Here is a 22,236-nt window from a genome sequence, read left to right as displayed (position 1 = left end):
CCTGATTGTACCGAAACAGATAGATTAATATAAAGTTAAGAATGGAGGGATTCGAACCCCGGAACTCTTTTACAAGTATACCGCTTATTCAGCAATAGCCTTCTCCACTCAGCCACACCCTTAACCAATTTAAAGTTACTTCTAAAATTTAAATTTCGAAATCGAACTTCCGAAACGGCAATGCCCCCTTGAACACCTTTAAAAAATAAACAGCAGTGAAAAATCCGAAATCAAAAGTTTACTTTTGCAGACTTTTATACAAAATTGTTATGCTTAGAACTCATACCTGCGGCGAATTAAATATCAGCAACTTAGGCCAATCGGTTACTTTGTGCGGATGGGTACAAAAATCGCGCGATTTGGGCGGTACCACCTTTATTGATGTGCGCGACCGTTATGGTTTAACTCAATTGGTATTCAATACCGATTCAGATGCTAATCTGCGCGAAAAAAGCCGGGAGCTTGGTCGGGAATTTGTAATAAAAGTTACGGGCAAGGTGCTTGAACGTTCTAATAAGAATACCAAAATACCAACAGGCGAAATTGAAATTACTGTTGAGGATATTGAAATACTGAACGCAGCCAAGCTGCCCCCGTTTTTAATTGAGGATGAAACCGATGGTGGTGAAGAGCTTCGTGCGAAATACCGTTACCTGGATTTGCGTCGTACGCCAATACGCAACAACCTGGTTTTGCGCCATAAAATGGCACAGGAGATTCGCAAGTATTTAGATAAGCTGGATTTTATTGAGGTAGAAACCCCGGTGCTGATCAAATCAACACCCGAAGGCGCGCGTGATTTTGTGGTGCCAAGCCGTATGAACCCGGGTGAGTTTTATGCCCTGCCGCAATCGCCGCAAACTTTTAAGCAGCTATTGATGGTAAGCGGTTTCGACCGTTATTTTCAGATCGTGAAATGTTTCCGCGATGAGGACTTACGTGCCGACCGTCAGCCGGAGTTTACTCAGATAGATTGTGAGCTATCATTCATCACCCAGGAAGATATATTAAATATTTTTGAGGGATTAACCCGCCACCTGTTCACTACCGTAAAAGGTATCGACCTGGGCGATTTCCCGCGTATGCAATATGCTGATGCCATGCGTTTGTATGGATCAGACAAGCCCGATGTTCGTTTCGGGATGGAGTTTGTAGAACTAAACGACATTGTTAAAGGTAAAGGCTTTGGCATTTTTGACAACGCCGAACTGGTAGTAGGTATCAACGCTAAAGGTTGCGCCAGCTACACCCGCAAACAAATAGACGAACTCACCGAGTGGTTAAAACGCCCGCAAATTGGTGTTACCGGGATGATCTATTGCCGCTATAACGAGGATAGCACACTGAAATCATCAGTTGATAAATTTTACAGTGAAGACGAGCTCACCAACTGGGCAGCCGCTTTCAACGCCGAAAAAGGCGATTTGATGCTGGTACTGGCCGGCAATGCCGATAAGGTACGCAAGCAACTGAATGAGCTACGCTTAGAGATGGGCAGCCGTTTAGGCCTGCGCGACAAAAACAAGTTCGCACCACTATGGGTACTCGATTTCCCGCTGTTGGAGTGGGACGAGGAAACCAGCCGTTACCATGCGATGCACCATCCGTTCACTTCACCAAAGCCAGAGGATATTGCCCTGCTGGATACCGATCCGGGAGCAGTACGCGCCAACGCGTATGACCTGGTGATCAATGGTACCGAAGTTGGTGGTGGTTCTATCCGTATCCACGACCGCGCTATGCAATCGCTGATGTTCAAACACCTTGGTTTTTCGCCGGAAGAAGCACAAAAGCAATTCGGCTTTTTGATGGATGCCTTTGAATTCGGCGCACCTCCGCATGGTGGTTTAGCATTGGGTTTCGATCGTTTGGTATCTATTTTTGCCGGACTGGATTCTATCCGCGACGTGATCGCTTTTCCGAAAAACAATTCAGGCCGCGACGTAATGATCGATTCGCCATCCACCATCGCCGATGCGCAAATGACCGAACTCAAGATCAAAACAACGGTTTAAATCAAAACAATAAAAATAACCAAAGCTCTCTTCAAATTCCGCACTTTAGCTGATATTTGGAGGGAGCTTTTTTGATTAAAATACTTCTATTACCGATGAGTTTTCAAGCTCATTGGTAACACCTCTTCTCGGGGCCGTATACAGATACTTTATATTTATAAGTTTTTTCAAATACCGTGTTTTCACCTATTGCAGCGCTAGAGTATTAAATACATATTAGGCATATTACTAATAAGAAATGAATCCAGCTGCTCTATGCATAGACCCATTATAAAAAAAGCCTCCTGGCTATTACTCGCCACTGCGTGTTTAGCTGCTGTTATTATCAATAGCTGTAAAAAGGACTCCCGAACTGATCAACAAAATTCTGTTACTTATCCGGCCATCGCACAAGCAAAAAGCTGGTACGAAAGCGCGTACCCCGTGAATGCGCCCAAAATATCTAATCAGGCTGCGGGTACAAATTCTGACCTAAGTCAGATTATTAAACCCGACTGGCAACATACAACCAGTTATAAGCGAGGTGATCAACCAGTACTTGAAATACCCATTGACCCATCGGCTAAATTTGCACAGTCCATGAAAAACATGACTACCAATAGTATTGTTTATTCCAAAGATAACAGCCGTAGCTCTTTCCTGTTATTAAAAGATGGGGAGCAGTACAATGCCTATATCATGACCGTTATTGCTGATGAAGCATATCTTAAAAATGACATGACCAAGCTAGATCATAACAAATACAATAAACGAGATACTGATTTTAGCGGGGTAGTTTTATATAGTACACCCAAAGGGACTTTTGTAAGCGGCTGGTTTTATAAAAATGGCAGCATTATCCATACCATGCAACCCAATAGCAGCGCTGCAACGGGCGGTGGTCAAAAGGTACAAAGCCTGCATCCGGATTTAGCCCAGGTAAACTGTACAGACTGGTACCAATATTCGGAGGTGGATGGTACTGTAGTAGATGTAAAATACCTCGGTCCGACGTGTGATTACTCTGGAGGTGGTGGCGATAATAGTGGTAAAGGAGGTGCTCCGAGCGGCAGTGGCGGAGGAGCAGGCAGTGCCGGTTCTACACCATCGAAGCCAACGCCACCACCATGTGCCGGTACTAATTCCAGCACATTAAAAGTGCAATCAACGGATGGGCATTTGGTTGTTTACAAAAATGTGGTACAACCACCCCCTGGTGATGGCGACGGAACTTTCCCACCGCCGACAATGCCACCACCGCCGCCGCCATCTACTCCATGTACTATAACCATACCAGTGCCTACTATAGTAGATAGTTTGGGCAAAAAATATCCGTGTACCAAGGTACTGATAGCCGCACTGCCAAATTTGAATACCAATATCGCCCAGCTTATTTATCAGGCCTTTAGCACGAACACCAGTAATGATATCATATTCCTTGAGGGAGATCCTGCTCATTTTACCGGTACCGATGCTGATGAAGATGGTTATACCAATACGGATAAAGTTAATGGTGTCCTTATTAGCAGTGTATATATTAATCCTGCGGTATTGGCAAATTCAACAAATGAGTATAGATTAGTAACATTGTATCACGAGGCTTTACATGCGTTTTTAAATTCAGAGCATACTACTTTAGGTGATGCTGCGTTTGCTTCCAAATACCCCATGATAAATGTGTTCCCAAGACAAAATTTTTCTCAGGTAGTAAATGCCGACAAATACGATTATTATATCGATCCCGCGTATCAAACAAAAATTGTGGGTAAAGACCATTTAACAATGGCCGATTATTTCGTAAACGGGCTTCGGGATGCTATTCTTGCTTACAATCCCAGTTTTCCATCTGATAGAGCATTAGCATTAGCTCAAACAGGCATTATTCAAACCAAAACTGATTTATTTAAAAATTATAACGATGCCGAACGAGATGTTACTAAAGGAACTTCTGTAGGACATAAATGTTCACCATAAATTAAAAATCATGAAACAGTTAACAATATTATTCGCTTTAATCGCTTTTATATCTCACAGCCCTAAAGAGCAATTCAAAATTTATGGAGGCAAGAATCACGATCAGTTTTTAGGTTGTATGACCTGTGATGATGAAGATTCAAATTCAATATGGAGTTCTTATAGTGATTATGGCTCTATGCATAATCCAAATTCGATATGGAACCCTGATGGTAAATATGGCAGTAAAACAAGTAATTACTCCGTTTTTAACGAAAAAGCCAAATACCCACCGATAATATTAGATGAAAACGGAAAACCGTATGGTTATTTTACCGTCAATAAAAAGTTTCCCAAACGGGCCTCGAACAGGATGACCGAATATATTTGCAAATGGAGAGACGAAATTGTAGAAGACATACCTGGTCATTATAAAATGGCGTTCGGCATTAAGTATAAAAAATAATAATATGGCCATATTAAATATTTACGCATTAACGCAAACTTTACACTTGTGATTCGGCTTTGTTTACCAATGTTGAAAGAATGAAATACCTCTTAATATTATTCTCCTTAATTGCTTTTACTCCCCTTAATGTAAAAGCAATTGAAAATTTACGGAGGTAAAAATCACGATCAGTTTTTGGGTTGCCTAACTTGCGATAACGAGGATCTAAATTCGATATGGAGCCCCTACAGTGATTATGGTATTATACATAGTGCAAATTCCATATGGAACCCCGATGGGAAATATGGCAGTAAAACAAGTAATTACTCTGTTTTTAATGAAAAAGCCAAATACCCACCAATAATACTAGATAGAAGCGGAAAATCCTATGGATGTTTTACAGTGAATAAGAAGTTCCCAAACAGATCACTAAATGGCAGGGCTAATGATATTTGCGAAAGGCGAGACCGAATTGCAGAAGATATACCAGGATATTATGATAGCTTTTACAGGCGGGTATATTAGCCAGATCTGAAAACGACATCAAATCTGCTCACGCGTACGATCAGTTAGCTAACTTGATCAAGGCCGGTTTGGAACGCATACCAAATCGGCCCTGCACGGGCATCATCCTCCCCGCTGCCGTACGAGTCCCGCTTGTGGACACTGGCAATGAATTGACTAATCATAGTTAAGCACAAGCGGGGCGCTCGCGGTAGCGAGGGTTTAAATCAAAACAATAAAAATCAAAAAAGCTCTCTTCAAATTCCGCGCTTTAGCTGATATTTGGAGGGAGCTTTTTTGATTATACTACCATGAAGAAATACATTTTACTATTAAGCGCGTTTGTTATCTTTCTGACCTCGTGCGGCGGTTCCATGTCGGGCCAGATGGCGCAGCAGGCCAAAGTTGATGATTCCCTGATTCGCGTATACCTGAAAGCCAATCCGCAGATCAAGGCAGTAAAAGACCCGTCGGGCTTGTACTATCAAATTGTAAAACCGGGTACCGGTGTTGCACCTACCGAAGGCTCAACCGTAACCGTTAATTATACCTGCTCCCTCATGGGTGGGCAGCTGTATGACAAAGGCAGTAATTTCTCGAGTCCTTTATCCGGCCTGGTTAAGGCATGGCAAATAGGGGTACCTCATTTAAAACCCGGTGGTAACATGATTCTGTATGTGCCTTCACACCTGGCCTACGGTGTAAATGGTGCCGGCCCGATCCCCGAAAACGCGGTACTTACATTTGATATTGACCTCATCAGCGTTCAATAAATCATTATTGCGGGCAGCCAATAATGCCCCGGTCAGGTAACATTATCGATACGAAACAGCTATAACAAGGTCAACGTAGTAAATTAAACCTGTTTATCAGAGAAGAGGGCATTTTTATGCCCGAGCTCCCTTGAATTACTATAATTTTTGGTCACAAAATCTGTTATAACGTTAAAGATCGATTATGAAGAAATATTTTTTACTCTTAAGTTTATTAACCATTATTTTATCATCCTGTTTAAAAACAAATTCAGATCCTCAAGAAGTCGTCAATCCTGTGGTTGCTGTTGACCCTGTAAAACAAGCCGCAGCTGACAGCACTGCAATTGTAGCCTATTTGGCGGCGAACCCAACCATCAAGGCAAAAAAAGATACATCCGGCTTGTATTATCAGATACTTAATGCGGGTACAGGTACTACAAGCCCAACTATCAACTCAACCGTAACGGTTTCTTACACCGGCAGTTTATTAAACGGATCTGTATTTGGTTCAAGCACCGGATTTACCGGGATTTTATCCAACTTAATTCCTGCCTGGCAAATTGGTTTACCATTTATAAAACAAGGGGGCAGTATTTTATTAATTGTACCCTCACGATTGGGCTACGGCAATACCTCGCCGGGCCCCGATATACCCGCAAATTCAGTATTGGTATTTACTATTGGGCTAACTGGCTTTAATTGATCATACCACATCCGTCTTTAAACAAAACAGGTCCGGAATTTCCCCGGGCCTGTTTTGTTTAATACTATTCTGTATAAGGAATTGAATTTCAAGAATTTTTCGCTTTAATAAACAGTTAAATTTATATTAGATTTAAAAAACTGCTATTAGCGATATATGAACATGAAAAGATACTTTGTACTATTGGGCCTGGCCATCATCACTTTATCAGCCTGTTTAAAAACAGATCCACAGAAGCCTCCCGTTGTGGTTGACCCTGCGACACAGGCAGCCACCGATGATGCGGCCATAAAAACATACCTGGCTGCGCATACCGATATTACGGCTACCAAAGACACTACAACAGGCCTCTATTACCAGATTGTTAACCCCGGAACAGGACCTGCTAATCCATCGGGAGGATCAAACGTTACGATTAGTTTTACCGGCAAGCTGCTTAATGACAATCCTTTTGATTCCGAAGTTAATTACCAAATTAGTTTATCGGGAGCTATACCTGGCTTAACCATTGGTGTGCCTCTTATAAAAAAAGGCGGGCGCATTATCCTGCTTATCCCATCCAAATTAGGTTATGGCAATGTGGCCAATGGCCCGATACCACCTAACTCCGTATTGATATTTACGATAGATCTTATCAGCATCAATTAAGTTTTTATATAACTATCCACAAAAACGGCTACATTTCAAAATACAGCCGTTTTTTATTGTTTATGCTTATATTTAGAGTAAATAATACGGCATGAAACAACTTTACACCTTATTACTATCCATAAGCAGCCTGCAAGCTATTGCTCAAACCAATGTAACCGCACAAATAAATACCAAAGCTGATGCTTTACAAAGCCAGATTGTTGCCTGGCGACGGGACTTTCATGAACACCCGGAATTGGGGAACCATGAGGTGCGTACCTCGGGTATTATTGCCAAACATCTGCAGTCGTTAGGTATACAGGTACAAACCGGGATTGCTACCACCGGTGTAGTAGGTATTTTAAAAGGCGATAAACCCGGACCGGTTGTTGCTTTGCGGGCCGATATGGATGGCTTGCCCGTAATTGAACGCACACCAGTGCCCTTTGCATCCAAAGTAAAAACTACCTATAACGGACAGGAAGTTGGTGTAATGCATGCCTGCGGGCACGATTCGCATATGGCTATTTTGATGGCTGTTGCTCAGGTGCTATCCACCATGAAAAGTGAGTTGCACGGTACCGTAAAATTTATTTTTCAACCTGCGGAAGAGGGGGTAGAGCCTGGTCAAAAAGGCGGTGCCGAAGAAATGGTGAAAGAAGGCGTGCTGGAAAATCCAAAGGTTGATGCCATATTTGGCCTGCACATCAATTCCCAAACCGAGGTGGGTAAGATCACCTATCGCCCGGGTGGAACAATGGCGGGGGTTAACGATATGCAGATCATTGTAAAAGGACGATCTGCTCACGGCGCCTACCCATGGTCAAGCATCGACCCGATAGTGGTTTCGGCCGAGATCATTAATAACCTGCAAACCATTGTAAGTCGTAATATTGATGTAACACAAAACCCGGCGGTGGTTACCATTGGCGCTATTAAAGGAGGCAATCGATCAAATATTATACCCGAGCAGGTAGAAATGCTGGGTACGCTTAGATCTTTTACATTGGCCGATGAGAAGCTACTGATTGAGCGGGTTAAACAAATAGCCACCAAAACCGCCGAAGCACAGGGGGCTACCGCCGAAGTGAAGATCCCGTACAGCAACCATTACCCGGTTACCTTTAATGATCCTAAGCTAACCGAAAAAATGCTGCCCAGCCTGCAACATACCGCCGGCTCCGAAAATGTGCTACTGCGCCCACCCGTTACCGGCGCCGAAGATTTTAGCTTTTACCAGGAAAAAGTGCCCGGACTATTCTTCTTTTTAGGCGGAATGCCCAAAGGCCAGGACCCGCTCAAAGCGCCATCACACCACACGCCCGATTTTTATATTGATGAAAGTGGATTTACATTAGGAGTTAAGGCCCTTTGTAACTTAACTTTGGACTATATGAATAGCTATGGTAAATAGTACAGATCATATTAATTGCTCCCTGAAATGAAAAACATATTCACGATAGTATGTGCAGGCTTGCTTTTAACCTTTTCGGTTGGGCATAAAACATATGCCACAGGCATCAATAGTGTGGATACTGCAAAAACCATAAAAACATTAAAGCCCGAGGTTCTGGAAATTGTGAACACGGTGTTGAAAGCGTCCTATACTTTTAATATCGAAAAAGTAGCTGAATTTTATACACCTAATGCTGTAATAAGCGATGAACAGCCACCTTTTTCCTGGGCGGGCCCATTGGCAGGTGTACAATGGATAAACTCGGTACAAAAAGCTGTAAAGGGTTTTAAAATAAAGGATTTTAAGGTTGATGTAAAACGCATTAAAGTTTTTCAGCAAACCGAAGAAGTAGCCTACCTGGTTGTTCCCGTTGAATATACTGGAACCATTAATGGCGACCCATTTAATGAAGAAGGCGCATTTTCATTTGTACTCCGCATGGTAGGCGATAAATGGCTCATCAAAAGCCAGGCCTGGGTCCCCAAAAATGGTCTCTGATAATTTAATTTAGCTTTTAAATTGTCTATCCTCCTCTTCATCTGCAGTAAAAATCAATGGCGAAGCCCAACAGCCGAGCTTTTATTCAGGAACCACCCTGTGCACCAAGCATATTCTGCCGGCACCAGCGATAAGGCGCGCATCCGTATCAATCAGAAAATGATTGATCGGGCCGACATTATTTTTGTAATGGAACGTAAACATCAGCAACTGTTAAAGCAACGTTTTGATATAGGCGATAGACAATTGGTAATACTGGATATTGAAGACAACTACCAATTTAATGATCCGGAATTGGTTGCGATATTGGAAGAGGCTTTGAAGGGTTATCTGTAAAGCCGGTATGTCATGGGTAGGCACGAAGGATCTTCTTCGATATGCTAGTTGTATAACAGATGCTTCACTGTGTTCAGCATGACAAGAAATGTTTTTTACCCCAATATCTCCCTGATATCATCAGCAGTAAGCGATTTGATAAAACTTTCTTCGGTGGTGATGAGTGCACGGCTCAGGCTGAGTTTACGTTGTTGCAGGGCCAGTATCTTTTCTTCCACCGTATCTTTAGTGATGAATTTATAGATAAATACGTTTTTGGTTTGCCCGATGCGGTGGGTGCGGTCAATGGCCTGTTGCTCCACAGCAGGGTTCCACCAGGGGTCAAGTATAAATACATAATCGGCCTCGGTAAGGTTTAGTCCTACACCACCTGCCTTTATCGAGATTAGGAACACGCGTGTTTTGTGGTCTTCCTGGAATTGTTTTACTACGTCGCCACGGTTTTGGGTGCTGCCGTCCAGGTATACATAAGGTATGCTTTCGCGCTCAAAATGTTCACGATAAATGCTCAGCTGTTTTACAAACTGCGAAAATATCAACACCTTATGCCCGCCATCCAATACGTTGGCCAGGGTATGCACCACGTTTTCAAATTTACCGCTATCGCCCTCATAATCACTATCTATCATGATTGGATGATTGGCAATCTGCCTTAGCTTGATCAAGCCCTGCAATACCTGTATCTGGGTTTTGGCAAAAGTGCCGTCTTCCAAACTTTTGAGCAGTTCGTTACGATATTCCGATTTAACTTTTTCGTAAACCGATGCCTGTTCTTCGCTCATCTGGCAATAGAAAAGGTTTTCGGTTTTTGGCGGTAGCTCGGTGGCTACCTGCTCCTTGGTACGGCGCAAAACAAAAGGTTTTATAAGGGCCTGCAACTTGCGGGCCTTATCCTCATCCTTTTTCTTTTCAATGGGCGTTACAAATTCATTTTGGAAAAACTGCTGCCCACCCAGCAAGCCCGGGTTAATGAACGACATTTGCGTCCACAAATCGTTCACCGAGTTTTCAACCGGGGTACCGCTCAGTATCAGTTTAAAGCGCGATTTAAGCTGCTTAACCGCCTGGAACGATTTGGACGATGGATTTTTGATGTTCTGACTTTCGTCCAGTATCACGTAATCAAAAAAGTACTCTTTGAACATGCCAATGTCAATGCGACTGATGCCATAGGTAGTGATCACCACATCATAATTGGCAAACACATCGGCCGATCGGTAGCGCATGGTGCCGGTGTGCACCATCAGTTTAAGCTGTGGTGCAAATTTTTTAGCCTCGTTAAGCCAGTTATAAATGAGTGAGGTAGGCATAATTACCAGCGATGTAGCTTTGCTATCTGCCGCCTCGGTATCTTCTTTATGCTTTTGTAACAGAGCCAGGGTTTGTATGGTTTTACCAAGCCCCATATCATCAGCCAGGCAACCGCCAAAATGATAGTTCTTTAAAAAGTGGAACCAGTTATACCCGGCTTTTTGATAGGGTCTTAAATTACCGGCAAAATGTTGCGGCATCTCCACCTCTTCCAGCTCCTCAAAGTCGGTTAGTTTCTGGAGCTTGCGCGTCATGGTCACGTTGGCCATTTCGCCTTCTGCCAAATCATTTACCAGGCCTATATGATGGCGGCGCAGCTTCAGATCGTTACCACCTTCAGAAAAATGCAGCAGGTTGCCGTATTGCGAAAACCATTTTTCGGGAATCACCGCAATCTCACCGGATGGTAGTGTAAATTCCTTTTTACGGTTAAGGATATGATTCTTAAGCTGGATGAATGGTATGCTGTACGGCCCAAACCATACAATGGCATGGATATCAAACCAGTCGTTATTTTCTTTTACTTCCAGGTCTATTTTACTGTTGCCAAATACATAGCGTTTTTGGCCCTCGGGCTGTTCCAGTTCAAAGCCTTGCTCAATCAACTGGTCGTGGTGTTGGTTAAGCCACTCAAAAACCGAGAAAGAATGGTCGGCATCCTCATCATGGTTATCCACTTCCAGGTTCTGGAACAAGCTCGATGCCGTTTTGAGGCCCATTTGCTCCAGCTGCTGCATTTTGTTCTTTTCCCAGGTGATGGAACGCTTAATACGGTGAAAGATATAATCATCGCCATTTTTTTCCATCCGCACGGATACATGCCTGCCATCGCCATACGGAAAAATATAGCCGGCATATTTAAAATACAATTGCAGCTGTGAGGTACCACCCTCGATATAGATAGGTTTCAGCGCCGCCTGTGCATCGTACTTTTCGGTGTTGATGATAAAACCTTCGGCATATACATTATGCTTTTCGATTAACGGCGCCACAAACTTTTCAAAGTAGGATTGCTCTGACGATCGGGGTATGGCAATAAACCTTTTGTTAAGAAAAGGCACCAGCTTTTTACCCTCTATCTCTTTATCAAAATAATACAGCGTATCGTCCAACAACATCCAGGCCGGGTGGTTGCAAATGATCTCGGCGTTTTTGAACATGAATTCAATGCGCATGCCCTGGTATTTGATAGTAGGGAAATACCTGATCTCTTCCTCGTTACGCCTGAAATGAAACAATATCGAAGCGGCTTCGGTAGCTATCTGCAGCTTACGCTCAGCCGGATAGCCTTCCTTGCTCATCTGGTATACCTGTTTGCTGCATAGCAACGCTAGCGCTTCGGCCATACGCTTTTCCATTTTGGGGCGGATGGTATCAAAAAGCTGCTCGTTAAATATCTTAGAGAAAAACTCAAAAGGGCGGATAGGCTTTTTGTAGTAACGCTTGATCACGTTACCCTGTTCCATTTCCTCCAATATCCTGATCAATTTAATATCAGTATCATCCAAACAATGGATAAATTCTTTGGCTGTATTGGAGAATAAACGCTGGTGGGTTAATGAAAATTCGCCGTTGGGATTAAGCTGAACGATGTGTGGCTCAATAACGTACGACAAATACTCATGCCGGGCAATGGCATAAATGATCTGGCATGGTTTGGTACTGTCGACGCGTAACATTAACTTTTGATAAAAAATTAATAGAAGCTACATCAACAAAAAATTCAAACGTAATGAGAATTTACTTTATTTGAAAGTGTTTTCTGTTAAATAATTGTTAACACGGCTTATTATTTAATTAAAAGTTGATTTAGTTCCCCATTTAGGGGTGGGGCAATGTCATTAAATTAAGAGATTTTGTAACCCCATCGGGGTTAAAGCTTTGTAGAAAAAAGCCAATTCATACTCAGTGCAGTAGGTACTGTACTCAGGTTGCATACCTACGGCATGCTAAATGCTTATTATTTGCTTGCTACAAAGCTTTTACTCCTACGGAGTATGCTTAAATAATGACATTGGCGGGAGGGGACTAAAATTCCAACGTCAACTGATCGCCCGGGCCTGCTTCTTTTTCTTGTTTAGATTTAGGCGCCACATCGCCAAAATTGGACAGGGATATACCCAACAGCCTTACTTTAGCCTCCTCTGTATAAGTTACTGCCATAATTTGTTTAGCCGTTTGGCTGATGGTTTCCAGATCACTAAAAGCTTCGGGAAATGATTGGTTACGGGTGATCTGTTTAAAGTCGCTGTATTTTATTTTGAGGGTAAGTGTACGGCCCTTCAGGTCATATTTAAGCAAGCGGTTATAAACTGTGAGCGCTATTTTATCCAGCTCGGTATTCATTTCTTCCAGTGTGGTAAGGTCATACACAAAAGTATCTTCGGCACCTAATGATTTTGTTTCGCGATGGGGTTGTACCTCGCGGTTGTCTACCCCCCGTACTATCTGGTAATAAAACCTGCCGGTTTTGCCAAAATGCCTTAATAATTCCTCTTCAGTTAGCCTTTTCAGATCGGCGCCGGTGTGCAGGCCCATTTGTTTCATTCTTTGAGCAGTAACTTTCCCTACGCCGAAAAATTTTTCAACAGGCAATTGCTCCATAAAATCTTCGATGCTGGATGGACCTATGAATTTTAACCCGTCGGGCTTATTGATATCCGACGCTATTTTGGCTACAAACTTATTGATGGAAACGCCTGCCGATGCCGTGAGCTGTAATTCGTCTTTGATGGCCTGTTTTATCTGTTGGGCTATTTCAATGGCCGAGCCTATGTTCAGCTTATCATGGGTTACATCCAGGTAAGCTTCATCTAACGATAATGGCTCAATCAAGTCTGTGTACCGGCTAAATATCTCCCTGATCTTTTGTGATACTTCGCCATAGGCCGCAAATCGTGGCCGTACAAATATGACATCAGGACAAAGCTGTAAGGCCCTTTTGGATGACATGGCCGACCGAACCCCAAACTTACGCGCTTCATAACTGGCTGTAGCTACCACGCCCCTGCCTTGCGGCGAACCGCCAACCACCAGCGCTTTGCCACGATACTCCGGAAAATCGCGCTGTTCAACAGACGCGTAAAAAGCATCCATATCAATATGGATAATTTTACGGATAATCTGCGTAGGTTCGTTTGGCATACATAGCAAAGATACGGAGAGCCTTTGCTAAAATGAATAGCTAAACGGAGAATGACTCGCCGTTGCGAAAGAGATTCTAACCTACTAAACCCTTACAGCACATTATTATATCCTAACCTACCAAATCTTTACCCGCTTAGCCGGGTCTATCCACATTTTGTCGCCTTTTTTAACTTTAAATGCCTGATAAAATTCAGGTACGTCACTAAAAGGGCCGTTAACGCGTAAGAAGCCGGGGGCATGTACATCCGTCAATATCTGGTTAGCCAGTGCCTCATCCCTTTCCTGCCCAAGCCAGCCCAGCGCGTAGCCTAAAAAGAAACGCTGCATAGGGCTCAATCCGTTAATGAGTTTGCCTTGTTTATATTGCTGAGTCTTTTTAAAGGCATCAATACCCAAAACAATACCGCCCAGGTCGGCGATGTTTTCGCCAAGAGTAGCTTTCCCGTTTACGTGCAGGCTATCTAATACTATATAGCTGCTAAACTGATCGGCCAGTACTTTAGCACGTTGGTTGAATTTAACGGAGTCGGTAGCGGTCCACCAGGTTTTTAAATTGCCTTTGGCATCAAACAGGCGGCCCTCATCATCAAAACCATGAGTAATCTCGTGCCCAATGGTTGATGCCGCTACATAGCCATAAGCCACGGCATCATCAACTTCGCTATCCTTAACTCCGGGAATGGTGAACTGGGCAGCAGGCAGCGTGATCTCATTATTGGATGGGCTATAGCTGGCATTGTAGGTTTGCGGTGTCATGCCCCATTCAGTATGATCAACGGGTTTGCCTAATTTGTTAATATTTACCGTATATGCCCAATGCCTGGCACGCATCACATTACCAGCGTATGATTCGCGGTCCATCACCATAGTCGAAAAATCTTTCCATTTATCCGGATAGCCCACTTTTGGATGAATGGCGTTCAATTTTATTAATGCTTTTTGCTTGGTTTCAGGGCTCATCCAATCCAATTTGGCAATATGTTCGCGATAGGCCTGTCTGATGGCTTCTACCATTTCGGTATAACGTAGTTTGGCTGTAGCCGGGAAGTATTCTTTCACAAACAGCTGACCCAAGGCCTCGCCCATCAATCCATTTTCGGTATCCAATACCCGTTTCCAACGGGGTAGCTGCTCTTTTCGACCAGATATTACTTTACCGCTAAAACGGAAACTTTCCTGTTCAGCAGCAGCATTCAAATAGGCAGCATAAGATGATATCAGTTTCCAGCGGAGGTAAGCTTTCCAATCATCAAGCGGGAATGTTTTCAATGCGGTATTAACTGCCCTGTAATATTCAGGCTGGCCAACTATTACGCTATCCACCGGTTTTAACTCCAGCGTTTTAAATACGGATGCCCAGTTGATGTTGGGGGTAAGGGTATTTAACTGCGCAATAGTCATTTTATGATAATTGCGATATGGATCACGCAGGTTTTCGAGTTTACGGCTGCTGTCGGCCAAAAACTGTTCTATCTTAAAAATGCTTTCCGCCCCTTTAGCAGCCTGCTGCTCATCCCATCCACTGATTTTAAGCATGGTTGGCAGGTGATTGGTTTTATAATCGGTACGTACGCGCGTAGTGCGGGCATCGGTTTTAAAATAATAATCACGGTTAGGTAAGCCTAAACCTGACTGACCTAGTTGCAACATCATTTTTGAACTATTCTTTGCATCCTGGCCAACACGGCTGCCAATAAAATTACGGGTACCTGTAGTAGTTAAAACAGCTGCGGCATTCAATATGCCATTAATATCAGTGGCCTGATCTATCAGGTCCAATTGGCTTTTTAAAGGATTTATGCCCTGCTTTTCGATGTTAACAGTATCCAGGCCACTATAATAAAAATCGCCGATTTTTTGGGTGATGCTGCCTTTTGGCGCATTGGCGGTTAAGGCATCTTCATTTATCTTTTTTAACCGGTTGCGGATCTCTTCCTGCACCACATTGCCAATTCCCCAGCTGGAATATGCTGCGGGGATAGGGTTGCGTTTGAGCCATCCGCCATTGGCATATTTAAAAAAATCGGTACGCGGATCAACAGATTTATCCAGGTTATCATAAACCGGATCGTTAGGCGTTTCGGCTTGTTTAATCTGATAGGCGCTTAATGTTAAAAGAACTACAGAGGCACAGCCCAGAAGAGTTGTTTTGTAAAGTTTTATCATATGGGGTATGTGTTTTTTGGTAAATTTAAATAAAAACAAGTTGTTCATTTACTGCTGTTTGTAAAAGTATTGATGGGGGGTACAAAGCGAGATAAGCCCCCTCTAAATCTCCCCCGGAAGGGGAGACTTTTTGGAAATATTTTAAAGCCCTCCTTTCTGGGGAGGGTTGGGTGGGGCTTATTGCTCCCCCTTTAGGGAGCTGGGGGGCTCGCTACCAGATCTTCACTCTTTTATCCGGATCCAGCCACATTTTATCGCCTTTTTTAATATGGAATGCATCGTAAAATTCCGGCACATCGGTAAATGGTCCGTTTACACGCATAAAACCAGGAGCATGTGGATTGGTGAGTATCTGGCTAGATAAAGATTCCTGACGATCCTGCCCAAGCCAACCCAGTGCATAACCCAGGAAGTAGCGTTGTACCGGGGTTAACCCGTTAATGGTTTTTCCTTCTTTATATTGTTCGGTTTTCTTAAAGGCATCCAGCCCAATCACTATACCGCCAAGGTCGGCAATGTTTTCACCCTGTGTGGCTTTACCGTTTACATGCAAACCATAAATACTATAACCATTAAACTGGTTCACCAGCATTTGGGCGCGTTGAGTAAACTTTACCGAATCTTGCGGCAGCCACCATGCTTTCAGGTTACCTTCGGCATCAAACTGACGGCCTTCATCATCAAAACCGTGAGTCATTTCGTGACCAATGGTAGAAGCTGCTGCATAACCGTATATAACCGCATCGTCAATATCTTCATCCTTGGCACCCGGGATAGTAAATATACCCGCAGGTAATACAATTTCGTTATTTGATGGATTGTAATAGGCATTATAAGTTTGCGGAGTGATACCCCATTCGGTACGGTCGACCGGTTTGCCCAGTTTGGCTGCGCTGTATTTATGCCACCAATTATTGGCACGCATTACATTTAAAGCATAGGGGCCACGGCTAATTTCCAGACTTGAAAAATCTTTCCATTTATCCGGGTAACCTACTTTTGGCATTACTTTGCTTAGTTTATAATATGCTTTTTCTTTGGTTTGCGGACTCATCCAGTCCAACCTTTCAATATGTTCTTTAAAGGTAGCACGCATGATCTCCACTAGTTTCACATAACGTTCCTTGGTTTTTTCGGGAAAGTATTCTTTTACAAATATCTGCCCCAGTATTTCGCCCATAACGCCGTTCTCGGTATCCAGTACACGTTTCCAGCGGGGGAGCTGTTCTTTTTTACCATTAAGCACAGTTCCGTAAAAGCGGAAAAGTTCCTGATCAAAAGGTTTACTCAGGTAAGATCCGAAACTGGAGATTAGGTTTTTGCGGAGGTAATTTTTCCAGTCGTCTATACTATAGGTATGAAGCGCTTTGCTGAACGCCCGGTAATATTCCGGCTGACCAACAATAACAGTGTCCACATTCTTATAATCCATTTTTTCGAATGTCGGTTTCCAGTCAACCTCAGGCACCAGCTTGCTTAAACCAGCCAGCGGCAATTTATTATAGTTATGATAGGGGTCGCGGAGGTCTTCGAGTTTACGACTGCTATCGGCCAGTGATTTTTCAAGAGCGTAGGTCTGTTTGGTTGCTATAGTTACCGCATCAGGTTGCAAGCCAATCAGCTTAAACAGGGTAGGCAGATGTTTTTGCTGATAATCGTTACGTACAATAATACTATGTGCATCTGTATTAAAATAATAATCACGGTCTGGCAAACCAATACCGTCCTGGCCGAGTTGCAGAACGATTTTGCCGCTGTTTTTAGCATCCTGACCAGCGTAAGTGCCCAGAGGCGTAGTAACGCCAATGGTATTCAGGTGTGCAAACTCTTCTATTAAGCCTTTAATATCTTTTACCTGGTCAATTTTAGAGAGCTCTTCTTTAAGGGGCGATAAACCTTGCTTCTCGATACCAACAGTATCCATGCCGCTGTAATAAAAATCGCCAATTTTTTGAGTATTACTGCCTTTGGGGGCATCGGCTTTAAGCGCATCCTCATTTATTTTTTTCATGCGGTTGCGTAACTCCTCTTCCACCACATTGCCTATTCCCCAGGAAGCATAGGCCGCGGGTATGGGATTTTTTTTGAGCCAGGCACCGTTGGCATACTTAAAAAAATCGTCGCCAGGCTTTACGGTTGTATCCATGTTTTTAAAAACGGGATCGTTATCGGCATAGGTCTTGGTTTTATCATTACAGGCGGTAAGCGCCAGCAAGCCAAAAGCAATTGCGATAGCTGCCGGGGGGGATGTTCTTTTGATCATAAATTTTTGAGTGTGTATGTTATAAAATACAACGGATGTATGGAATAATAGAATTTGAAATAGCAATTTAATAAAAAAAATACCTGTTTAATAAATGCCTTGGAAAAAACCGGCTAAAGAAACATCAAAATAGTAACAAACTTTCCTTAAAGTATCTAATCTGATATCAATTTTACCTGATTCTAAACGGGCTATGTTGATGTTTGTTTCGGTAAAGAATTTTTCCTGAGTTACCTGATTCTGCCTTCTCAGGTTTTTAATTTGCAGGGCTACTTTCTTTTTAAAGGCTTCGTCGGAGTTGTTAAGGTATTCAAAATCAGTAAGTAGCATATAGCGTGTCGGCTTGGTTTATAAATCGGGTAATTGCGCTTATGAAAAAATAAATAACTATAAGTATTTAAAATTGCGTAAAAATATTGATAATAATATATGTCTGAACAGATATTTACTGACGTTTAAGTTAGCGAAATTAAGAATTGTGGCAACAAAATTGTTTACTACAACTCGCCCTGCATTTGATCTGTGAAAAAAATTAAAAAATCATCTACCAATGAAAAACTTTTTTTGAATTCTCAGACGCCCAAGTTGAGATTTTTTGTTCTTTGTTTTGGGTTTAATCAATAGTTTAAATTAATTAGGGGAAAGGGAGCTTTGAAAAGAGCTCTCTTTTTTTTATGCAATAAATTTGCTATGCGTGCATAGTAATTACTATATTTATTTTTTTAAATATTATGCAATTCGAATTTACAGAAGAACAACTCATGATACGCCAGGCGGCTCGCGATTTTGCACAAACAGAATTAAAGCCGGGAGTGATAGAACGCGACGAACACCAAAAGTTTCCGGCCGAGCAAATAAAAAAACTGGGCGAGCTGGGCTTTTTGGGAATGATGGTTTCGCCGCAATATGGGGGGAGTGGTATGGATGCCATATCCTACGTGCTGGTGATGGAGGAACTCTCCAAGGTTGACGCGTCGGCATCAGTAGTGGTTTCTGTAAATAACTCGCTGGTTTGCTATGGCCTGGAGAAATATGGTTCAGAAGCGCAAAAACAAAAGTACCTGGTACCCCTGGCTAAAGGCGAAGTGATAGGTGCTTTCTGCCTTTCGGAACCGGAAGCAGGATCGGATGCCACCTCACAGCGCACCACCGCTATTGATATGGGCGATTATTACCTGGTTAATGGCACCAAAAACTGGATCACCAACGGAAATTCCGCGTCGACTTATATTGTAATGGCTCAAACAGACGCTTCCAAAAAACATCATGGTATTAATGCCCTTATTATGGAAAAAGGCATGGAAGGATTTACAATAGGCCCAAAAGAAAACAAAATGGGCATACGTGGCTCTGATACGCATTCCCTGATGTTTACCGATGTGAAAGTACCTAAAGAGAATCGCATAGGGGATGAGGGTTTCGGTTTTAAATTTGCCATGAGCACTTTAGAGGGCGGCCGTATAGGTATTGCCGCGCAAGCATTAGGAATAGCTTCCGGCGCTTATGAGCTGGCCGTTCAATACGCCAAAGAGCGTAAGGCCTTTGGTAAAACCATTGCCGACTTGCAGGCCATCCAGTTTAAACTGGCTGATATGGCTACCGAGATTGAAGCTGCCCGCTTATTGTGCCTTAAAGCAGCCTGGTTAAAAGATCATGGCAAATCATACACACAGGCAGGTTCCATGGCCAAGCTTTTTGCATCTGAAGTGGCTATGCGTACTACCGTCGAAGCGGTGCAGATACACGGTGGTTATGGTTTTGTAAAAGAATACCATGTAGAGCGCTTAATGCGCGATGCCAAGATCACCCAGATATATGAAGGCACATCCGAAATTCAGCGGATTGTAATTTCACGCGGAGTTTTGAAATAGTTTACTGTTTTAGCCTCTCTCAAGTGTGGGAGAGCTTAAATGGTTTTGAAATAGCGGGCAGTTTTTATACTTTTGACAAAGTATATCAACTTAGTAGACTATTTTTAAAAATGAACTATAAATCGATCATCACAGCACTGATACTCGTTTTAACTTTACAGGCATCATTTGCGCAAACCAAACTTAAAACCGGGGTGTGGCGCGGTGCCCTTAAAACAAAATCAGGTACAGATATTCCCTTTAATTTTGAGGTAAAAGATAATGCCGGCAAACAAGAGTTGTTTGTAATAAACAGTACCGAGCGATTGAAAGTAACCGATGTAACCACCAAAGGCGATTCGGTATTCATCCACATGCCCTTGTTTGATTCAGAATTTAAACTGAAATTGGAAGCCGGCAACTTAAAAGGGAACTGGGTAAGGCATTTAGGTGAGCGCGATGCATTGATCGAATTTTCGGCCACCCCAAATACTTCCTGGCGTTTTGCGACTGCACCGGAGAAGGCAACCTTTGATGTGAGCGGGCGTTGGTCGGCTGTGATTGGTGAGGGTGAACAGGCCGATACCACGGTTGGCGAGTTTAAGCAAACCGGCAATAAACTTACCGGTACCTTTTTAACCACTACAGGCGATTACCGTTTCCTGGAAGGATCGGTATCTGGCAACCAATTATATCTTTCCTGTTTTGATGGCGGGCATGCTTACACTTTTACGGCAACGGTTAAGGATGCGCAAACCATAACCCAGGGTAAATTTATAAGTGTAGCATCGGTACAATCATGGACAGCAGTAAAAGACGCGAACGCTAAACTGCCCGATGCCTATTCACTTACCGCGCTAAAACCAGGGTATAAGAAAATAGATTTCAGCTTTAAGGATATGAACGGCAAAGAAGTTTCCCTTCAGGATGCCCGTTATAAAAACAAAGTAGTAATTGTGCAGATACTCGGCTCCTGGTGCCCCAACTGTATGGACGAAACGGCTTATATGGTAAACTATTATAAAAAGTTTCAGCCGAAAGGCGTGGAGGTTATAGGCCTGGCCTACGAGCGTACCAATGATTTTGAAAAATCAAAAAAAGCTTTGCAGCAGGTAAAAAACAGGTTTAATGTACCTTATCCTTTGCTGATAACCGGTTACACGAGTAACAAGGCCGAAACGGCTAAAAGCCTGCCTATGCTGGCCAAAGTAGTGGGTTTCCCTACCACCATTATTATTGACAAAAGTGGCGATGTACGCAAGATACATACCGGTTTCAGCGGCCCCGGAACCGGCGAATATTATACCGAGTTTATCAGTGAGTTTGAAAAGCTGACTAAGGATTTGCTGGCGGAGAAGGGAGAGGCTTCTAAGTAAAATATAAAATTTGTCATTCTGAACGAAGTGAAGAATCCATTATTCAGCTATGCATAGTATAGATCCTTCGTTTCTCAGGATGACAAACTTTTTCATTTAATGATTCTCTTCTTCGTCAATACCTGCAACCGGTACCGAGCCCAAGGTTTGTCCTACTCCAAAATAATCTTCCAACTCACTTAACGTAGATGAGTTGGTGGCTATATCTTTAATGATCACACCTTTTTCCATCAGCAGGATCCGATCGCAGACATCGGTGATGTGGTTAAGGTCATGACTGGATACAATGGTGGTAATGCCCTTGCTCTTATTCGCGTCCTTCAGCATGTTTTTCAGCCTGAACTGTGTGCTGGGATCAATATTAGCAAAAGGTTCATCCAACATCAATAATTGTGGGTTTTGCAGCAGGCACGATGCTACACCGACTTTACATTGATTCCCTTTTGACAGGTCGCGGATGTATTTACCCCGGTTTAATATCTCGCCATTGAAAAAATCGCCCAAAGCAGCCAGCGTTTCATCAACCTGAGCGCGGTTTTGCTGATGCAAACCGCCAACAAAATACAGGTACTCTTCGGGGGTAAGGTAGTCAATCAAAAAGCCCTCATCCAGGTACGATGCGGTGTAAGTTTTCCAGTTTTCGTGTCCGGCAACTACTTCGCCGTTTGATCGTATTTCACCGCTTTCCGGGCGTATCAAATCCAATATCATGCGGAACAGCGTGGTTTTACCCGCGCCATTGTTACCCACCAGACCAACACTTTCGCCCTTGGCTATGGTCAAGTGCGGAATGTCAACAACAGTAACGTCGTTATATACTTTTTTTAGGTTTTTTATCTCAATCAT

Annotated in this window: 17 protein-coding genes; 11 read left to right on the top strand and 6 right to left on the bottom strand. The window is 43.0% G+C overall.

Translation table 11 applies throughout. The features are described from left to right. Positions 1-269: 269 nt before the first annotated feature. The 9 genes from aspS (at position 270) to BW976_RS14285 (ending at position 9,277) form a co-directional block, all read left to right on the top strand. A complete protein-coding gene (gene aspS / locus BW976_RS14325) occupies positions 270-2,015 on the top strand; it encodes an aspartate--tRNA ligase (RefSeq protein WP_076373978.1) in 1,746 nt (581 codons plus the stop codon). A 255-nt stretch (positions 2,016-2,270) separates the two neighbouring features. Beyond that, positions 2,271-3,968 carry a hypothetical protein gene (locus BW976_RS14320; protein ID WP_076373977.1) on the top strand — a complete coding sequence of 566 codons (1,698 nt, stop codon included), beginning with the start codon at positions 2,271-2,273 and terminating at the stop codon, positions 3,966-3,968. A gap of 10 nt (positions 3,969-3,978) precedes the next feature. Next, positions 3,979-4,413: a hypothetical protein gene (locus BW976_RS14315; RefSeq protein WP_076373976.1), complete on the top strand. Its 435-nt coding sequence runs from the start codon at positions 3,979-3,981 to the stop codon at positions 4,411-4,413. 797 nt (positions 4,414-5,210) lie between these two features. Further along, complete coding sequence (locus BW976_RS14310) at positions 5,211-5,672, top strand: FKBP-type peptidyl-prolyl cis-trans isomerase (protein ID WP_076373975.1); 462 nt, start codon at positions 5,211-5,213, stop codon at positions 5,670-5,672. 184 nt (positions 5,673-5,856) lie between these two features. Continuing rightward, the gene (locus BW976_RS14305; RefSeq protein WP_076373974.1) at positions 5,857-6,357 is read left to right on the top strand and encodes an FKBP-type peptidyl-prolyl cis-trans isomerase; all 501 of its coding nucleotides are present in this window, start codon (positions 5,857-5,859) and stop codon (positions 6,355-6,357) included. 162 nt (positions 6,358-6,519) lie between these two features. Further along, on the top strand, positions 6,520-7,005 hold the full coding sequence (locus BW976_RS14300) for an FKBP-type peptidyl-prolyl cis-trans isomerase (protein ID WP_175614109.1): 486 nt from the start codon (positions 6,520-6,522) through the stop codon (positions 7,003-7,005). Positions 7,006-7,096: 91 nt separating this feature from the next. Beyond that, on the top strand, positions 7,097-8,401 hold the full coding sequence (locus tag BW976_RS14295) for an amidohydrolase (RefSeq protein ID WP_076373972.1): 1,305 nt from the start codon (positions 7,097-7,099) through the stop codon (positions 8,399-8,401). Between the two features lie 27 nt (positions 8,402-8,428). After that, positions 8,429-8,941 carry a nuclear transport factor 2 family protein gene (locus BW976_RS14290; protein ID WP_076373971.1) on the top strand — a complete coding sequence of 171 codons (513 nt, stop codon included), beginning with the start codon at positions 8,429-8,431 and terminating at the stop codon, positions 8,939-8,941. Positions 8,942-9,040: 99 nt separating this feature from the next. Then, complete coding sequence (locus BW976_RS14285) at positions 9,041-9,277, top strand: protein tyrosine phosphatase (RefSeq protein ID WP_245834697.1); 237 nt, start codon at positions 9,041-9,043, stop codon at positions 9,275-9,277. Positions 9,278-9,372: 95 nt separating this feature from the next. Here BW976_RS14285 and BW976_RS14280 read toward each other — a convergent pair whose 3' ends face one another. The 5 genes from BW976_RS14280 to BW976_RS14260 form a co-directional block, all read right to left on the bottom strand. After that, complete coding sequence (locus tag BW976_RS14280) at positions 9,373-12,267, bottom strand: DEAD/DEAH box helicase (protein WP_076373969.1); 2,895 nt, start codon at positions 12,265-12,267, stop codon at positions 9,373-9,375. A 349-nt stretch (positions 12,268-12,616) separates the two neighbouring features. Beyond that, a complete protein-coding gene (dinB, locus tag BW976_RS14275; protein ID WP_076373968.1) occupies positions 12,617-13,732 on the bottom strand; it encodes a DNA polymerase IV in 1,116 nt (371 codons plus the stop codon). Positions 13,733-13,849: 117 nt separating this feature from the next. Then, entirely contained in the window at positions 13,850-15,901 is a 2,052-nt protein-coding gene (locus tag BW976_RS14270) for a M13 family metallopeptidase (protein WP_076374014.1), read from the bottom strand. A gap of 211 nt (positions 15,902-16,112) precedes the next feature. Further along, positions 16,113-18,164, bottom strand: a complete 2,052-nt coding sequence (locus BW976_RS14265) for a M13 family metallopeptidase (protein ID WP_076373967.1) — start codon at positions 18,162-18,164, stop codon at positions 16,113-16,115. Positions 18,165-18,251: 87 nt separating this feature from the next. Next, entirely contained in the window at positions 18,252-18,494 is a 243-nt protein-coding gene (locus BW976_RS14260; protein ID WP_076373966.1) for a helix-turn-helix domain-containing protein, read from the bottom strand. A gap of 401 nt (positions 18,495-18,895) precedes the next feature. Between BW976_RS14260 and BW976_RS14255 the strand changes: the two genes are divergently transcribed. Next, positions 18,896-20,035, top strand: a complete 1,140-nt coding sequence (locus tag BW976_RS14255; RefSeq protein WP_076373965.1) for an acyl-CoA dehydrogenase — start codon at positions 18,896-18,898, stop codon at positions 20,033-20,035. Between the two features lie 110 nt (positions 20,036-20,145). Beyond that, complete coding sequence (locus tag BW976_RS14250; protein ID WP_076374013.1) at positions 20,146-21,390, top strand: peroxiredoxin family protein; 1,245 nt, start codon at positions 20,146-20,148, stop codon at positions 21,388-21,390. Positions 21,391-21,486: 96 nt separating this feature from the next. Here BW976_RS14250 and BW976_RS14245 read toward each other — a convergent pair whose 3' ends face one another. Further along, positions 21,487-22,236: an ABC transporter ATP-binding protein gene (locus BW976_RS14245; RefSeq protein ID WP_076373964.1), complete on the bottom strand. Its 750-nt coding sequence runs from the start codon at positions 22,234-22,236 to the stop codon at positions 21,487-21,489.

This window comes from Mucilaginibacter lappiensis (assembly GCF_900155965.1).
GTDB classification, from domain to species: domain Bacteria; phylum Bacteroidota; class Bacteroidia; order Sphingobacteriales; family Sphingobacteriaceae; genus Mucilaginibacter; species Mucilaginibacter lappiensis.
This window is presented reverse-complemented; position numbering and strand designations above follow the sequence as displayed.

What these genes read in the sequence shown, in the direction of transcription:
- BW976_RS14270 (WP_076374014.1), bottom strand. Translation starts at nt 15,901, where the DNA reads ATGATAAAACTTTACAAAACAACTCTTCTGGGCTGTGCCTCTGTAGTT.
- aspS (WP_076373978.1), top strand. Translation starts at nt 270, where the DNA reads ATGCTTAGAACTCATACCTGCGGCGAATTAAATATCAGCAACTTAGGC.
- BW976_RS14295 (WP_076373972.1), top strand. Translation starts at nt 7,097, where the DNA reads ATGAAACAACTTTACACCTTATTACTATCCATAAGCAGCCTGCAAGCT.
- dinB (WP_076373968.1), bottom strand. Translation starts at nt 13,732, where the DNA reads ATGCCAAACGAACCTACGCAGATTATCCGTAAAATTATCCATATTGAT.
- BW976_RS14260 (WP_076373966.1), bottom strand. Translation starts at nt 18,494, where the DNA reads ATGCTACTTACTGATTTTGAATACCTTAACAACTCCGACGAAGCCTTT.
- BW976_RS14315 (WP_076373976.1), top strand. Translation starts at nt 3,979, where the DNA reads ATGAAACAGTTAACAATATTATTCGCTTTAATCGCTTTTATATCTCAC.
- BW976_RS14265 (WP_076373967.1), bottom strand. Translation starts at nt 18,164, where the DNA reads ATGATCAAAAGAACATCCCCCCCGGCAGCTATCGCAATTGCTTTTGGC.
- BW976_RS14310 (WP_076373975.1), top strand. Translation starts at nt 5,211, where the DNA reads ATGAAGAAATACATTTTACTATTAAGCGCGTTTGTTATCTTTCTGACC.
- BW976_RS14245 (WP_076373964.1), bottom strand. Translation starts at nt 22,236, where the DNA reads ATGATTGAGATAAAAAACCTAAAAAAAGTATATAACGACGTTACTGTT.
- BW976_RS14255 (WP_076373965.1), top strand. Translation starts at nt 18,896, where the DNA reads ATGCAATTCGAATTTACAGAAGAACAACTCATGATACGCCAGGCGGCT.
- BW976_RS14300 (WP_175614109.1), top strand. Translation starts at nt 6,520, where the DNA reads ATGAAAAGATACTTTGTACTATTGGGCCTGGCCATCATCACTTTATCA.
- BW976_RS14320 (WP_076373977.1), top strand. Translation starts at nt 2,271, where the DNA reads ATGCATAGACCCATTATAAAAAAAGCCTCCTGGCTATTACTCGCCACT.
- BW976_RS14290 (WP_076373971.1), top strand. Translation starts at nt 8,429, where the DNA reads ATGAAAAACATATTCACGATAGTATGTGCAGGCTTGCTTTTAACCTTT.
- BW976_RS14305 (WP_076373974.1), top strand. Translation starts at nt 5,857, where the DNA reads ATGAAGAAATATTTTTTACTCTTAAGTTTATTAACCATTATTTTATCA.
- BW976_RS14280 (WP_076373969.1), bottom strand. Translation starts at nt 12,267, where the DNA reads ATGTTACGCGTCGACAGTACCAAACCATGCCAGATCATTTATGCCATT.
- BW976_RS14250 (WP_076374013.1), top strand. Translation starts at nt 20,146, where the DNA reads ATGAACTATAAATCGATCATCACAGCACTGATACTCGTTTTAACTTTA.